The sequence below is a fragment of the Clostridium paraputrificum genome (genome assembly GCF_900447045.1).
GTDB lineage: Bacteria > Bacillota > Clostridia > Clostridiales > Clostridiaceae > Clostridium > Clostridium paraputrificum.
In genome coordinates this window covers 1,156,925-1,174,607 of the sequence record NZ_UAWH01000014.1, presented here as the reverse complement: position 1 = coordinate 1,174,607, position 17,683 = coordinate 1,156,925, and the positions used below count along the sequence as shown (strand labels likewise).

12 protein-coding genes and 1 pseudogene are annotated in these 17,683 nt (G+C 29.2%); all 13 read right to left on the bottom strand.

Translation table 11 applies throughout. The annotated features are described in order from the left end of the window. Window positions 1-17: 17 nt before the first annotated feature. Window positions 18-239: a YdbC family protein gene (locus DR024_RS10550; RefSeq protein WP_111918736.1), complete on the bottom strand. Its 222-nt coding sequence runs from the start codon at window positions 237-239 to the stop codon at window positions 18-20. A 15-nt stretch (window positions 240-254) separates the two neighbouring features. Continuing rightward, window positions 255-3,239 carry a type III restriction-modification system endonuclease gene (locus DR024_RS10545; RefSeq protein ID WP_111918734.1) on the bottom strand — a complete coding sequence of 995 codons (2,985 nt, stop codon included), beginning with the start codon at window positions 3,237-3,239 and terminating at the stop codon, window positions 255-257. Window positions 3,240-3,250: 11 nt separating this feature from the next. After that, complete coding sequence (locus tag DR024_RS10540) at window positions 3,251-5,197, bottom strand: site-specific DNA-methyltransferase (RefSeq protein ID WP_111918732.1); 1,947 nt, start codon at window positions 5,195-5,197, stop codon at window positions 3,251-3,253. 11 nt (window positions 5,198-5,208) lie between these two features. Beyond that, entirely contained in the window at window positions 5,209-5,967 is a 759-nt protein-coding gene (locus tag DR024_RS10535; RefSeq protein ID WP_111918730.1) for a DUF4391 domain-containing protein, read from the bottom strand. Between the two features lie 12 nt (window positions 5,968-5,979). After that, on the bottom strand, window positions 5,980-9,237 hold the full coding sequence (locus tag DR024_RS10530; protein WP_111918728.1) for a helicase-related protein: 3,258 nt from the start codon (window positions 9,235-9,237) through the stop codon (window positions 5,980-5,982). 196 nt (window positions 9,238-9,433) lie between these two features. Then, complete coding sequence (locus DR024_RS10525; protein ID WP_111918726.1) at window positions 9,434-10,408, bottom strand: AlbA family DNA-binding domain-containing protein; 975 nt, start codon at window positions 10,406-10,408, stop codon at window positions 9,434-9,436. 25 nt (window positions 10,409-10,433) lie between these two features. Beyond that, a complete protein-coding gene (locus tag DR024_RS10520; RefSeq protein WP_111918724.1) occupies window positions 10,434-10,742 on the bottom strand; it encodes a nucleoside triphosphate pyrophosphohydrolase in 309 nt (102 codons plus the stop codon). 52 nt (window positions 10,743-10,794) lie between these two features. Further along, the gene (locus DR024_RS10515) at window positions 10,795-11,943 is read right to left on the bottom strand and encodes a PD-(D/E)XK nuclease family protein (protein WP_111918722.1); all 1,149 of its coding nucleotides are present in this window, start codon (window positions 11,941-11,943) and stop codon (window positions 10,795-10,797) included. 17 nt (window positions 11,944-11,960) lie between these two features. Next, complete coding sequence (locus tag DR024_RS10510) at window positions 11,961-13,127, bottom strand: HNH endonuclease domain-containing protein (RefSeq protein ID WP_111918720.1); 1,167 nt, start codon at window positions 13,125-13,127, stop codon at window positions 11,961-11,963. Between the two features lie 951 nt (window positions 13,128-14,078). Next, a pseudogene (locus tag DR024_RS10495) lies at window positions 14,079-14,331 on the bottom strand (aldo/keto reductase); the annotation flags it as partial. Window positions 14,332-14,416: 85 nt separating this feature from the next. After that, window positions 14,417-15,094, bottom strand: a complete 678-nt coding sequence (locus tag DR024_RS10490; protein ID WP_049179779.1) for a class II aldolase/adducin family protein — start codon at window positions 15,092-15,094, stop codon at window positions 14,417-14,419. 63 nt (window positions 15,095-15,157) lie between these two features. After that, window positions 15,158-16,516 carry a PTS galactitol transporter subunit IIC gene (locus DR024_RS10485; protein ID WP_111918714.1) on the bottom strand — a complete coding sequence of 453 codons (1,359 nt, stop codon included), beginning with the start codon at window positions 16,514-16,516 and terminating at the stop codon, window positions 15,158-15,160. A gap of 99 nt (window positions 16,517-16,615) precedes the next feature. Further along, the gene (mtnA, locus tag DR024_RS10480) at window positions 16,616-17,671 is read right to left on the bottom strand and encodes an S-methyl-5-thioribose-1-phosphate isomerase (RefSeq protein ID WP_111918712.1); all 1,056 of its coding nucleotides are present in this window, start codon (window positions 17,669-17,671) and stop codon (window positions 16,616-16,618) included. Window positions 17,672-17,683: the final 12 nt, after the last annotated feature.

Below are 17,683 nucleotides of genomic sequence, written 5' to 3'. Positions count from 1 at the left end.
TATATTTTCTACTATATTTAAAGTTCAATACTATTTAATAATTCTTTAAGAGACTTTAATTCATCTAGGCTCAATGTTATTCCTTTTCCCATTTTCTCATGTTGTGGAGCCCAATCTCTTAAGTCATATTTAGCTTCTTTACCATTCCAACTTATTAAATTAAGTTCTTTTTTCCATCCCTTAGGTGATTCAGATATAGATCCTAATTCCTTCTCTATTTCATACTTAATATCTGCCATAAAGTTCACTCTCCTTTACCATTTATATACATTATCTTCAACAAATCCTTCAAAAGAACTTGCTTGTACTGCTGTAATGTCAGTATTTAATGCTTTAAAGTGCTTTTTAGCACATCTTATCTTTGCTTTTTCTGCATCTTTCAATAATGCAATTTGATCTGTTCCCTTTGTTTCAACTACAAAGTAAAGTTTTTCTTCTCCATCTTTCTCGATGAGTATTGCCCAGTCTGGATTATACTTACCTATTGGAGTATCAATTTTAAAGTCATTAGGAAGCTTTGCATAAACTTTTACGCTTTCATTTTCTTCTAACTTCTCAGCAAAGCTCTTTTCTACATTTGAATCATATTTTATATAATTATAAATAGATCTTTTACTTGGTATTATATCTTCTGTTAAATATCCATAAAGCTCCTCATTTTTAAATATTTCTTGCACTGCATATTCTTCATCACCTATTTTTTCATACTTTATCCCATCTACAATGAAAGTACTTAAGGTTCTTTTGATTATAATAGCTACTTCTTGCATAAACTTACTAGGATTTATTTTAAAACTTTCTAAACGGCCACTTTTTACTAAAATATTAGCTATTGTCTTTCTAGTTAAATTAGTTTCATTCTGTAAATAAGTGAGTATATCTGGTAAGTCTACTTTTTCTCTTACAGCCACTAAATTTCTATCTTTTTCTTTAGCTGATACACCTTCTTCAGCTATCTTTGTTTGAGCCTTTATAACTTCAATTTTACTGCTTCCTACTTTTAAATCTTCTTGTATTGCTTTAACGCATTCTACTATAAGTTCTTCACTGTCAAAGTCAACTTGATATGTTGTTTTATATTTTATTCTATTCCATAAATCAGTAAAATCAGGTCCTAAAAATACTTCTTTATTTAAATGAATTTCTTGCTTCTTAGTACCGTCTTTAACATTAGTAAGATTTCCTGCGAACCTTGTAAGCTTTTTCACCACCATTTGCTCGAACTTACTATACTCTTCAGGTAATTTTAATGTATTATTCTTTACTTCTAATTTTAACTTTTCTTGTATATTTCCCTTTGCATCTATTAACTTTTCTTCTTTTAAGTAATTCCATATTTTTTCCGAGTCAGTTGCTCCAACTTGAGCTTTAACTCCGTCTGTTATCTCATAAACTATGTTGGAGAATATAAACCTATCTATTATTCCAAATTTAATTCCTTCTTCATCTTCCATTTCTTTTTGTAGATTAGTTACAAAATCTTCATAAGACTCATTTACCATAACTGTTAAAGTGTTTATATCATGCCCATATACTCTCTCACCCTTTTGATTAACTGCAAGTCTTAATCCTCTTCCTATTTCTTGTCTTTTTTTAATTTCAGACTTTGTTTCATTTAGTGTACAAATTTGAAATACATTTGGGTTATCCCAACCTTCTCTTAAAGCTGAATGTGAGAATATAAATCTTAGTTTAGTATCAAAACTTAATAGCTTTTCTTTGTCTTGCATTATTAAAGAATAAGCATCTTCATCTGCTTGAGTATTTCCTTTAGTTTCTTTATATATATTATTTCCCTTAGTATCCTTCTTCTTATCAGTAGCGAAATATCCATTATGAACTTCTTCAGCTATAGTATCAATATCTACATCCATGAATAATGTATTATACTTATGCTTTTTTATAAGCTTTCTATATTCTTCTTCAAACATAATAGCATACTTACCTTTTATAGGATTACCATCTCCATCATAATCCCTATAATTAGATACTCTATCTATGAAAAATAAACTTAATACTTTTATCCCTTCTTTAGTAAGCTTTAATTCTTTATTTAAATGTTCTTCTATAGTTTTTCTTATTTGAACTCTTTTTAACTCATCATGATCTATATCACCATAAGTTTCACCTTTTTCAATTAATACATCATTGCTAGTAAAAGTAATATATTCTTTACCTTTTTCACAATTTATTTCATCAATAATAAATCCTTCATATAACTCTCTTCCTGTTAACTGTGCTAAATTCGTTCCTTTTTTTACTGGTTTAGTTACTCTTTTTACTTTTCCTTTATCTAAAACATCTATTTCAACTTTAGCTGAAATTCCAGATTTAGTACTATTTGCATTAACTAGCTTTACATATGGATTATTATTACTATCCTTAGGCATTACTGAGATAACTTCAATTTGTTTTACGAGTTCTTTTTCATAAGCATCTACTGAATCTAGTTTATAAACTAAATTTAATTTTTCCTTATGTGTTGCAGAATATCTAAGTACTGCTAATGGATTAAGCGAAGCAATGGCTTCCTTAGATTTAGGAGTACTATCAACACTTTGGGGTTCATCTATTATTACTATTGGATTAGTTTGTTGTATAAATTCAATAGGTTTATGCCCGTTTAACTTGTCATTAGCTCTATGAATTATATTAGCTGTAGATTCTTTTGTAGGATCAACAAAGCTCTTTCTGAAAGCGTCTATATTAATAACCATTATTTCAATATTTGAACTTGTAGCATAGCTTCTTACTTGATCTAACTTTTGAGAATCATATATAAAATAATTATATATAGTATTTTCATATAATCTCTTAAAATGTTCTTCTGTAATCTGTAGTGACTTATACACACCTTCTTTAATAGCAAGTGAAGGTACAACTATTATAAATTTAGTAAAGCCATATTTTTTATTAAGCTCAAATATAGTTCTTAAATAAACATAAGTCTTACCAGTACCGGTTTCCATTTCAACTGATAAATTTATAGGTCTATCTGTAAAATTAGTCTTAGGTAAAGCATTTTCCATCTGAATTTTATTTATATTCTCTTGTATCTCTTCTGTAGTAATGTCAAGCCTATTTCCTATTCCAAGTTCATTTTCAAAAAAACCTACATTACGTTCATGTATAGATACAGTAAAATTGTCTTGTGCTACATCCTGGCCTTCAAAAACATTAACTATAGAATCAATGGCTTCCTTTTGATACTCTAAACTATCACTAAATTGTATTTTCATAAGGCTGCCTCCTATATACTCTTAACATCTTCTATATTAAATTTCTTTAATATTTGAACTGCATTAGTTTTTACCGAATCACTACTAAATCCATTATCCATAAACACTACTCTACAAGTATCTGGATCTAACTCTTCCTTCAACCTTCCTATTCCTTCAACTATATCTAAAGTTAAATTATCATCTAAACAAGTAATTATAGCACCAAAACCTATATCAAATACTTTCTTACCATTAATATCATGTTCTTTAATTGGTACATTTAAATCTATACCATATTTAAGAAGTACTTCATAAAGAATGTCCTCTTCACTTCTACCTTCTTTAATATTATCAATACTAGACAATAAATTATGTTCTAGATCCTGATCATAAGATGAATCCCATCTATTAATATTTGAAGAATCTAATTTGAATACTTTAAACCCTATATCTAAATTTTCGACTCCTTCTTTATCTTTATTTTCTTCTTTAATTTTATCTCCAGCTCTTCTAATACGCTCTTTCCCTATATCACAAATATTTTTATACCCAGATTTATAAGCTTCTGATTTTTCATCACACATTTCTGGCAATTGAACCATTATAAACTTTCTATTTTTCCTATCTTCTACATTCTGTTTCATTACAGCATGTGCTGTTGTAGATGATCCCGAAAAAAAGTCTAAGATAATATCATTATTATCAGAGAAATAGATTGCTAATTTTCCTAATAACTCCAAAGGCTTTGAATAATCAAAGACACTTGAACTAAAAATTGATAATAAATTTTTCTTTGAATTATCATTTGAAAATTCATTTTCAATAAACTCTAATGTAGAGATAGACCTAGTTCTTTCTTTATGAATTATTTTAAATTCATTATTTATCTTCTCTATTGTTACATTTTGATATGTTTTAGTATAAATTCTAGAATAATTCTCATACTTTTTTACTACAATAAAACCATTGGCCAATCCAAAATCAAATAAACTTTTACTCCATCTCCATGCCCAATCAGCTCTTGCATGTTTTCCACTTTTTCTCTCTAAATATTTTTCATATGATCCTCCTGGATATATAGTTTCTCCATCTATTGTAATTGGATAATCTAAACTTTCACTATACTGTAAGCTATCATAATCTAATGTTTGATTTAATTTATAAAATCCTCTTTCATTATAATATTCATCTTTTAATTTAAATCCTGAATCAGTATGCTTAGGAAGATTTATTCTGGGAGCATTACTTTTAGAATAAATTAATATATAGTCATTGTTTCTAGCAATAGCTTCTGTAGATTTCCCTGCTTTTTTTGTTACTCGTGGGAAACAAGCAATATAATTATTTTCTCCAAAAACCTCATTACAACTTTTCTCCAAATTAAATAATTCTTTATCATCTATACTTATTAAAATAACACCATCATCTTTCAATAAATTTCTAGCCAACTTAAGTCTAGGATACATCATATTTAACCAATTAGAATGATATCTTCCATTTGCTTCTGTATTAGTTGTAGTCTTGTTACCTTCTGCGTCCTTTTGTCCTGTAATCTCAAGATAATTCTCTATATTATCTTTAAAATCATCTTTATATACGAAATCATTTCCTGTATTATAAGGTGGATCAATATATATCATCTTAACCTTTCCATAATATGATTTCTGTAAAAGTTTAAGAACTTCTAAGTTATCTCCTTCAATATAAAGGTTTTGTGTTGTATCCCAATCTTTACTTTCTTTCTTACAGGGTCTTAATGTTCCTGTAGAAGGTGTTTGTGATATTCTTATAGCTTTTGATTTTCCTGGCCATGAGAAGTTATATCTTTCTGTTCCATTATCTTTATATTCTCCAAGAACAGCTTCTAGCTTTTCAAAATCTACCTTATCTTCATTAAATACTTCTGGAAGTATTTCTTTTAACTTTCTAATATTATCTCCAACTATATTCAAAGTTTCTCCACTCATTCTCTCCATAATTATGTCTCCTAACTTAAAGTATATTTTAAACTTTCAATTTCTTTTTCAATCCTCTTTATTTTAACATTTAATTCTACTTTTACGCCTATATTAGTTTCTTTTTTTATATTATTTCTTAAATTTATAACTTCATTTTCTAAATTGCTTATTTTTTCTAATACCTCAATATCATTTAAAACTTTACTAATAGATTTAATTTTAAATTCATTCTTAAATTTTGCAGCTATAAAATTCTTTATACAACTTATATATCCTTCATACACACAGAATAAATTATTAGTATTGAAATTACTAATAGATAAACTTTTAAGAAATGACATCTCTTTCTCTGATAACTCATTTTTATTAATCCAATCTGTATATATCATTTCATCTATTATTAACTTACTATTATCAACTTTATTAATCTTCTTTATTGCAGCATTAATTCTTATACAATTATTATGCTCTACTATAATAATCATTGGATATTGAATATATTTTTGTAGTAACTCACATACCTTACTATACTTATTTTTATTATTTATCTGTACCTTAAATATTTCTATTTCTTCATATCTTACATTATCATCTTCATACTTTGGTATATTTAAAACTATAGATTTTAAGCTATACTCAAAATAAATACTATCTATATCTTCTTTTAATATAGCTTTTTCTTCTTTTTTTAATTCAAACTCTGGATTATCTGTGAAAGCCTTTTTAGGCATTCTATTAGCTATTAAGCAACTTCTAGGTAATCCAAAAAACTCATTTATATTCTCCAATACCTGTTCCCCCTATTTTATTATTAAAAATGATACTAATTCAAAATCCTCCATTGCTTTTAGGCTTGTACCCATTAAATTAGTACCTCCTGAACTAAATAAACTCATCATACCTTGCTCTTCTTTTTTACCTATAACATCACTTATTCCATTTTCTAAAAGCATTGTATATTTAGTCATTTCTGTACCATTATTAGTTTCATTATTAAAAATATTCACTAACTCATCTAATACATTATCCTTACCACTACATAACTTTTTATAAAAATCTAATATCTTTTTATTATGCATATGATTGTACATAACATCTCCATCATTTTTTACATATACTAAATAATTAGGATGAAGAGAATTATTAAACTCTTTAACTTTTTCTTTACTGTTAACTTGCTTTAAGCAAAATATAACTCCTGGCTTAACCTGCCCTTCTAATGATTCCGGAATATCAACTATAGCATACATACCTTTAGGTGCTTTTTCTAATTTTTCTCTATGATCATTTAAATACTCCATCAAATCCATCTTAAAATCATTCATAGTTAAATCAGTTATTGAAATTCCTCCTGATATATCTTCTAAATCTACAACTTCTTCTTGAAGCTTCTTAAGTTGTTTCTTTCTATATTCCAAATCATTCATCTTTTTCTTTTCATCTGTACTTATTATATTTTCTTCACCTGTTGCTGATATATCTAAAAGTACCATTCTACCACTTACTCTAGCCTCAAGATTTATATATTCATCTAGCTCCATATTAGGCCAAAAGTTTACCAATCTAATTTTCTTATTTGTAGAGCCGATTCTATCTATTCTTCCAAACCTTTGAATTATTCTAACTGGATTCCAATGAATATCATAATTAATTAAGAAATCACAATCCTGAAGATTTTGCCCCTCTGATATGCAGTCCGTAGCTATTAAAATATCTAACTCTTCACTAAAGTCAAGATTAATTTTATTTCGCTCTTTCGATTTAGGTGAAAAATTAGTTAATATTCCATTTAAATCTGTTTTTATTCCTTTAAGATTAGTTTTATTAGCTCCAGCTCCTACAACAAGAGCTGTATATAAACCATATTTTTCTCTTACCCATGGCATTATCTGTTCATATAAATATTCTGCAGTATCTGCAAAAGCTGTAAATATTATAACCTTCCTATTTCCTTCATTTATAGGATTAGAAATTTTATCATCTAATACTTTTTTTAAGTCACTAAGCTTTGCATCATCATTTCTTTTAGTAACTTTAGCTGCTTCAAATAGTAAGTGTTGTAACTTTTCTCTATCATATTCTAAATCTTGCTTCCATTTAATTTTGTCTACATCTTGTATAAGAACTTTAACTTTATTTCCTATCAATAAATTATCTAAATCATTATCCTCTATATTTATATCATTAATATTAATAGTTGGATCATAATTTTCATTATCTTTTTCTATTTTTTCTATTAATGAATCTACTTGTTTTAACACTTTAGCTATTGTTAATCCAAATGAATGAATAGAGCTTTCCATTCTCTTCAATATGCTAGCTCTCATTAAATGAATTATACTGTTTTCTCTATCAGTCTGTTTAAAAACAGACACTCCTCCTTTAACCTCTATATCATACTTTTTACTGTATTCAGCTTTTTTACTTGGTAATACATATGACAATGGTGAATACGCAGCTAATTTAAGTCTCATTATTTCTTTATTTATTTCCTCAAGTTTTGGAAACTCTCCAGCTAAATCTATATCTGATTTAATGTTTAATGGTTCCATTCTTTCAGGGAACTTACCTATTTCTTTTACATTGTAATATTTTTCTATATGTTTTCTTGAACGTGCTATTGTAACAAGATCTAGAAGTTTAAAATAATCTGCATTCATTTGCTCTAAGAAATTATCTAAAGTTCTATCTTCTTCTTCAGAATTGCTCCATCTATTGAAAATAGTCTGAGCCTTTCTTAAAGTAAGCTCTATACTTCTTATACCTGCTTCTTCAAATGCATTATCTCTTCCCTCTGTCATAAATGCAATTTGATTTTTTATATCATTCATTCTATTATTAACAGGAGTTGCTGAAAGCATTAAAACTTTTGTTTTTACTCCCTTTTTTATAACTTCTTGCATCAATCTAGAATATCTTGTTTCTGTGTTATTTCTTGCTGAATTATTCCTAAAGTTATGTGATTCATCAATTACAACTAAGTCATAATTACTCCAATTAATAGTTGATAAATCAATATCACCAGACATTCCACTATCTCTATTTAAATCGGTATGATTTAAAACATCATAATTAAATCTATCATCAACTAATATATTTCTCTTATCATTTTGCGTATAAACAAGCCAATTATCTCTTAATTTTTTAGGGCAAAGCAGCAATACTCTATCATTTCTTAATTCATAATACTTAATAACTGCTAAAGCTGAAAAAGTTTTACCAAGCCCAACACTATCTGCAATAATACACCCATTATATTTTTCTATTTTATCTATAGCACCTAATACACCATCTTTTTGGAACTTATATAGTTTATTCCATATTACTGTATCTTTAAAACCAGTTTTAGATTTAACTATATTATCCTCTGTTAGCTCATTTAAATAATCTCTAAATATATTATATAAAGTCACAAAATACAAATACTCAGGTGTATTTTCTTTATATATTTTCTCTATACTATCAAGAACTCTGCTTTTGATATCTTCTAGCATCGCTTCATTTGACCAGAACATATCAAACATTTGAAGCATTTGGCTTGTCATGGTTTTATCATTTATGGAATTTGCAAATATCATTTGATCTGACTTTGTATAACCTAAGCCACTAGCTGAAAAATCATTTGTATTGTTAATAAGTAAATCTTCTTTTCTACTATTTTTTATATGTATAAACTTACTGCCAACAACTCCTTGAAACTTAGAAGCTTTAAATTGAACCTTTTCCTTAATCCACTCCGCACACTCCTTAGCTATACTAGCTTGTGTAAGTTCATTTCTCAATCTCAACTCATATTTATTTCCCGGAAATAGTTCTTCACTACTAATTTGCTTTAATGAATAGCTTCTTCTTTCATCAATATTTTCTTCTTTAAACATTGGCTCTGTAAAAATAAATCTTAGTTCATCTATTTTATTTAGTTCTTTCTTTAACTCTTTAAAAGCATATATAGAAAAATATGACGCAATTATCGATATCTTACTTCCTTTTTCTATATTATCCTTTAGTTCATCTCCTATCTTGTTTATCTTATTATCTAAAGTTTTAATAACGCTCACCCTCTCTTATATAATCAATTAAACATACTTATATTTAATTTTTATTTTTTAGCTTATTATTTGCAAAGCTGTATCAATATTCTCAACTAATCTTACTTTAAATAGATTCTCTTATATCATAATATAGAAAGTACCTTGCTTAAGAATTTTTTAACTTTAAAGCCATAGTAAAATAAATACACTATTTTTACTGAAATCACTTTCTTTTTAATATTCTATCTATAAATCCCTCTTCTTTATATCCACTTAAGAGTCTTACCTTATGGAGAATATTTCCTTTAGCTATAATAAAACACTCATTACTATACGCTATATATTCATTTCCTTCTGTATCAAAAAGCATTAATTCAAATTTATATTTTTCTGTACTTTCACCGTATCCATCTAAACCTAAAGCTACACAATCATTTGAGCCAAATCCTAATAATATGTCACCATAATACCTATCTCTAGCATTTAATTCTAATTTAAAATCAGCTCCTTGATACTTTTTATCGTATCCAACTACACCAACTAAACATAATTCTTCATTAGAACTGTTTTTAACTTTTAAGTAACCGCCTTTAAAAATCACTTTATATACCGACTTATTAAATATCTCTATTTCTAATGGAGCAAAAACTGGTGGAGCAAGCTCATAATTACTCTCAATTGTATTTATACAAATAAATTTTCCTCTAATACTTAATTTCACTTCATTTCTCGATTTATAAAACATGTCAAAGTCATATCTTAAGGCTATTGTATTAATAGAATTTTTCCTAACATAACATTCTCCTGCTTTTATTGTTTTCCCGCTATTACTATAGCTCTTTTTCACCATATACGGCTTATCTTTATTTTCTTTTAAAATTTTGTAATACCCAATTAATTTATCATCGTATATAAAAGTTCTATATTCAACCTTTATTGTTGGCTCTATATTCTCGTGAATTAATTGCTCAAATTCAGCCGACTCTTTATTTAGCTCTATTCCAATAATTTCACGTTCTTTTTCTTTATGATCTTTAATTCCCACAATAATGTACTTATCTCCATCATAATTTGAATTTGCCATTGCATTGATATCTTTAATAAAATCAACCTTGTTATTTTTGTTATAATCTTTTGCTTTAAAATCAACATGATCATTTTCTATTCCATCTTCTATTAATTTAATAACCTCTTCCATATCAATTCACCAGTCTTCCTTTAAACTACCTTACACCTTTTAAAACAACCCCATCTTTAAATCCACCACGTTCCCCCTTCTTCTCTTCCCTTTTCCTAATCAAATCCTCTTCACTACACCCAAGTTCATTAGCAAGTCCAAAAAGAACCTCCATAACATCCGCAAGTTCCTCTAAATTCTTATCTTCTAAAAATTCATTAACCTCTTCCATAAGTTTCTTCTCAAGGAACTCATACTTCTCCTTACCTTCAGCTATTTTAACCTCACATTCCTTGCCATCAGCTCTTATAATTTCAGGAATCTTATCTCTTACTAGCTTGTTATACTTCTTCACTACCTCACCTCATCAAAATAACAGTGTCAAAATCTATTCATATAAAATGACTCTAGTCAAACCACTTATTATAAAAACTTGTATTTAGCAAATCATCTTGACATAATAATTGAAGACCTTTCACAATCTCATCCTTTAAAGCTTTCTCTTGATCTTCACGTTTATATTTTCCTTTTAAAATATTAATAAGGGGCTTTTTAAGCACCAAAACTCTCCATTTATTCTTTGGCTGATCTATTACCTGAAAACCTTGACTATTTATCTTTAAATTTTCCCTTAATTCGTTTAATTCTGGTGATTTCAATATACTATTTCTAACCTTTAAAAATTCACTATCTTTTTTATGTAAACTAGCTTCAACAATAATAACAAAATCCGGCCCCAAGTTTTTATCCGTTGCCTCTATTCTATGATCTCTTGTATCTAATAATACTCCTGCAAATATTCCTGGCTTCCATTCTTGAAAAAAGTCAATTCCAACTCTTCCCCACCTAAATTTATTACTGGCAGGTTCTAACTTTTGCTTAAATTCATTTAGCTTTGGTACTTCCTTCCCCCAACCTATATTAGATAAAGATGCAAAAATTTCTTGTAATCCTTCTCTCAAATCTATTGCCCTAAAGTTTGAAATTATTTCATCATAACTTATACCTTCATACCTCCCTAAACCTTGCTCTTTTAGATACGAAATAAGTTGAGTTATTAAAAAATCATCTATAACTTCTAAATTATTATTCTCTTTAAAAGAAATTAGAAACTCATATATGTCTCCCCAAACCAAAGCTATGTCTGTTTTTTGACTATGTTGCATTGCTGATACAGTAATTAGTACCGTATAATACTTTTTAGTACAATCATATTCCTCTATTCCATCTGAATATTTATCAATCTGTCTCTCACTTAGTCCACTATATACCTTATGTTCACATATAAATTCTTCTGTACCACTTTGTATCAATAAATCAATTCTTCCATTTCTTATTGAAACTTGTGTTTCTATGCTTATTTCTTCTATCCTATTATTAACTCCATTGTTATCATATCCTTCTAATTTAGAGTATAGAAAATTAACATATTCTTCTTTTAATCCTTCTATATTATCTAGCATATATGAGAATAACTCTGTTAGATAATCTTCCTTTGCATCTCTTCCAAATCTTGGTGTATATGATTTTAACTTTGTAAATATTGATTCACTCATTTTACTTTCTCTCCTACTTATCTCTTTATATAAATTCCAGTAACCACCTTAAATCCTTGGTTAGCAGCAATATTATAAATAGGGCATGTCCCCTCTTTATACCTTTTAAAGAACTCTTCATAGCTTCCTTCAGCTTTAAAAGCTACTGCATCTGGAACTCTTAAAATGCCCCTATATTCCTCAATTTCATTCTCCCTTTTCTCATCTACCACAAAGCAAAAAGCATCATACTGCAATTTAGCTAAACCTTCTATATAATCTTCATAATTAAATAAATTATCACTTTTTTGACTATTTATATTCTTAAAGGTAGGCACCAAATTCCACATTTGATCATGAAGTACAAAGCTCCAAGGTATAAAGTGGTCCATGCTTAAGTTACCATGCTCTTTATAGTTTTCCTTTGTAAATGGTAGTCCTGTATATGAATCAATGATATTTTTTCTTTCAATAATGCTAGTCCAAATCTTTGTTTGAGTGGTAAGCTTCCTATTAACTGGTGCTTCAAGCTTCATTGCAATTCCAGGAACATTAGGATTCCTTTTCTGCAAGAAACAAACCAACTTATAATAAACCCATCCTTGAATCATCTTGTAGTTATACTTTAAATAATCATCCCAACCTTCTCTAATTCTGATACAGTTTTCTTCATCACTATTTCTATAGATTTCATATATCCATCTCTTATGCTCCTTAGAAAGTATCATTACAGTCTTTAAAGGAGGCTCCTTAGCTATACCATCATAAAATGGTGACAAAAACTTGTGTGGAACATTATATGTTAAGTTTTTTATCATTTTGTTTAATTTTTTATCATCGGAATTATAAATAAAATCTATTAATTCACTTTTATTAATGTTTGATTTTAAATTATAGGTATCTGAAATATAATTAACAACCTTTCCTAGGTTATCCCATGCTCCAAAGTATAATCTGAATTTTGATATAGGATACCATGCATAGGCAATCATTCTAGTTATTAATTTTCTAAATTCTATTTCAATATTTCCTTCTTGAACTTCATCTAATATTGCTAGTAACCAATACATTTTATAACTGGCAACCATTATATTATCCTTTAAAACTCTAGAAAAAGTTATGTAATCTACTTCTCTGCTATAGGGAACATCTACCCCTATGGCTATCTCTTTTTCTGCTATATTCCTAATAAATTCTTTATCCATATCTCACTTAACCTTTAACACTTTATTCATATTATTAAAATTCTATATACAGCCCCATATTCCTCCTAAATTTCTTATCATTTTCCAAATATTTTATATAAAAAAGGAAGTCAGCTTCCTAACTTCCTACCCCTAAAATATATTTATTTACGATAAATTACAATATCAAGCGCAACACTAATTAAGTATAAAAAATAGCCCATTCGGGCACGTTCATGTTAAAGTAATAATTGATAGAAAACCACTTTAAAGAACGTGACTGAATGAGCTATAAACATATTACTATAAATGAACGTTGCTGCATAGTAGAGGATGGAATGTATCTAAATTAGCTAAGGAGCTTAATAGAAACAAATCTACCATTTCAATGGAAATTCAGAAAAATATAATCAATGGTAAATATAATGCTAATATTGCCTAAGATAATTATGAAGTTAGATGAATGAAGTTCAAACCATATGGGAAGAAAACTGATGATTCATTAGTAAATTATATTCAATATAAGTTAAATAAGCATTGGTCTCCAGATCAAATTTCTAGTCGTATTATAATTGATAGACCTGATAAAAAAATTGCATTTATCAATATCTATAATTGGCTATATAATGACGTATTAAATAAATGCTCCGCTGAGCTGCTACGCAGGAAAGGAAAATCCTTAAAGCCTAAATAAACACGAGGTAAGTTTAATATAGGAAAGACAATTAAACAATGCCCTAAAGAGGTTAAAAAAGAATAACCGTAGGTCATTGAGAATTAGATACTGTTGTTTCTAGTAGAGATAAGTCTAAAGCTTGTCTTTCAACTTTTATTGAAAGGAAGACACCATTAACTAAAATTAGAGTAATGCATAATAGGAAAGATAGCTCTAAATGAATTTGATTCAAGATTCCTTAAAACTCTTACGGTAGATCGTGGCAAAGAGGAACTAATGAAAATACAAATGGATTAATTGAATTGAAGCTGGTTTATTACAAGCTTATTGTCTAAATACTTATTTAAAAGCTCTATCTGCATAGGATTATGATTGCTTACATCAAAATGTTTAACCTTTCCCTCCTTATGAAGTTTTGAAAAAGCCTCAGCTACCTCTTCTGGTTCCATCAATGTATCTGGACGATGTAATAAAAGTACATCTACATAGTCAGTTTTTTAGCTTCTTCAAACTCTCTTCTACAGAGGAAACTATATGTTCCTTAGAAAAACCAGTAATATCTTCCCTAAAAATTTTTATAACAACATATAAAAAAGGTACTCCCCCATTTTAATTGAGAAATACCTTTTTGAAACTACTTTTTAGTTTTGTTATTTAATTTTATCTGCTCTGGATATGACCATTTTCCAAGTTCACTTTGTGGTATTGTGTTTGGTTCTTTTCCTCCATTTATAAGAAGAGCTCTATAATAAACTTCTGCAACCTCTTCCACATAAGCAGCCTTTAAAAAAGCATCTTCTATATCTTCTTTAGACACAGCTAAAACTCCGTGATTAGCCATTAAACATGCATCTGCAATTTCAATAGGTTTTACTATGCTCTTTGCCAGAGCCTCTGTTCCCGGTCTTTCGTATGGTGCAACTCTTATTATACCTTCTCCTCCAACAATATTCACTATCTCATAAACTATAGGTGGTATCTCCTTATTAAGCACTGAGAAAGCTGTAGCAAATTTTGAATGTGTGTGTACTATAGCTTTTACATCAGGTCTGCATCTGTATGCTTCTATGTGCATAAGAAGTTCACTAGTAGGACGGACGTCCTTATTAACTTCTATCAAATTCATATCCATATCTACAACACAGATATGGTTTGCTGTAAGTTCTTCTCTAGATACTCCTGATGGTGTAACTAATATATATCCTGTAGCTTCATCTCTTATACTGAAATTTCCTGATTTATGCTTGCATAATCCATCAGCATCTGCTCTTTTCGCAATTTCAGTGAGTTTAACTTTTAATCCCTCTAACATATTTTTTCTCCCTTTGCTGCTTATTATATCTTTATGCATTCTCTTCTATTTTAACGCCATCCTTTAATGTTTTCCGCAAATCATCTCTGCATCTTTTTTCTTCATATAACTCTTGTACCATAAGAAAAGAGCTACAAAAGCAACGAAAGGCAATATTGCTAATAACTTATTGTTACCAGAAAAAGCTTGAATTAAAGCCCATCTAAACTCTGGTCCTTCTGCACCGTAATATGTTAATAGCTGTCCAGCAGGAACATCTAATGTATTTTGTGCAATAGCCAGCTTAGTTATCATAGGCGCAAATTGTGATGAAACCATTAAGTATATAGGCGTTGTCACTACTCCCATTATAAACATTCTAAGTATATTTCCTTTTGTAACAATTAATGCTGGAACTGTAGCCGCTACATTAATAATTGCGGCCAATGGAAGCACGCTGTTTACCCCTACTTTTGCAAGAAGTATAGCAAATAGCAGTTCTACTGGTACTAAAAGTATTGATACAACCCATAATTCTGTTCTTCCACCAAGTACTGACCAGTCAACTCCAACGTAAAAATCTCTTCCTTTGTATTTGCTCTTCATGAAATTACCTGCTGCTTCCGCTATTGGTCCAAGCGCATCTATAAAAAAGTTTGCTGCTATTGGAAATAGAACCAAAGCTGCTGCTGTTCCTACTCCTGTTTGAAGTATTACTTTTAAGCTGCATTTTCCAAGTGCTGCTATAAATACTCCCACAAGGAATCCCATTACACTATTTTCTCCAAAGACACCAATCTTCTCTTTTAACTTATTTGCATCAAGATTTATATTATTAATGCCTGGTATATGATCTAATAATTTATTTATAGGCGCTAGTATTACACATTGTAAATTCATTACGTGGGCACAAGTAACATTAGGTATCTTTGATAAATCAGAAACTGATTTTTCTACAACATCGGCATTCTTAAGCTCAAATATAACTTGTATTGCAGCTGCAATAAGTGCTAATGGCACACTACCAGTTAAGGATACAACAAGAATTGCTGTAAATATCTTTCCCCATACATTCCACATATCTACATTTAGACAATTTGTCCATCCAAATGCTAGCATAAGAAGGTTTATTCCTATTTGAATTGGGAAAACCATAAGTGCATATGGCCAAGCCCATGATACTGATGCAACTGGAGACCAGCCCACATCTACGGTTTTAAGATTAATTCCTGTGTTAGTTACAAATGCACTAGCTGCAGGACTTATTGTGTCAAACATAAAAGTAAGCACAACATTTATTGCTGTAAAAGCAATTCCCAATGTCAAGCCACATATTATTGCTTTTTTAGGTTTCATCTTTACTGCTAAGCCTATTATTATCATAATTAATGGCAAAAACACAGCAGCACCTAGGTCTAAAATATATTGTATTATGTCCCCCATATTTTTTCTCTCCTTTTAAATCTAGTTTTATTCTAAAGCTGTACTCTATTTTTTAGGAAGACGCAGGATTCCCAAATGCATCTTCCTAATTTGTATAGTTTAGTCTTCTTTTAGTAGCTTCTCTAAATTTTCTTTGAAAGGTGGATATACTATTCCCTTTTCTGTGACTATTGCTGTTATATTTTCATGTGGTGTTACATCAAAAGATGGATTGTACACTTTTACTCCCTTTGGTGCTGTCCACACTCCAAATCTGCAAGTAACTTCTTCTGGATTTCTTTCCTCTATAGGAATACCCTCTCCTGTTAAAGTGTTAAGATCTATACTTGGAGTTGGAGCTGCTATATACATTGGTATGTTAAAATATTTTGCCAAAATTGAAACTCCAAAAGTTCCTATCTTGTTGGCTGTATCTCCATTTGCTGCAATTCTATCACAACCAACTATTACTGCACTTATCTTACCCTGTGACATAACCATTGCAGCCATGTTGTCAGTAATAGTAGTAACATCTATACCAGCCATATATAATTCTAATGCTGTAAGTGTTGATCCTTGAAGTCTAGGTCTTGTTTCATCAGAATATATTTTTAAGTGCCAGCCCTTTTCTTTTGCAAGATACATCGGTGCTGTTGCAGTACCATATTTTGAAGTTGCAAGCTGACCAGCATTACAGTGAGTCAATATTCCCATTTCATCTTTTAATAATGTAAGAAGATTTTCCCCTATAGTTTTGCATATTTCAATATCTTGCTCATGGATTAATTTTGCTTCATCTCTTAAAACTTTTTTTATTTCCTTAATAGAAAGATTTTTAACTTCTTCAGCTTTTTTAAGCATTCTCTTAACTGCCCATGAAAGATTTACAGCTGTTGGTCTGCTAGAATTTAAATATTCCCCATCCTTCTTTATTTGAGCATAGAACTCTTCAAATGATGTTTCAGGCGCATTCTTTACTGCAAAGTACATTCCATAACCAGCAGTTACCCCTATAGCAGGAGCCCCTCTTACTATCATAGTTTTTATAGAATCATATACACCTTCAACTGTACTATAGTTTATATATTCAATTTCATTAGGTAGCTTTGTCTGATCTAATAAAATAAGCTCGTCCTTTTCTTCATTCCACTGTATTGCTAATAATTCTTCTGACATACTCTCAACCCC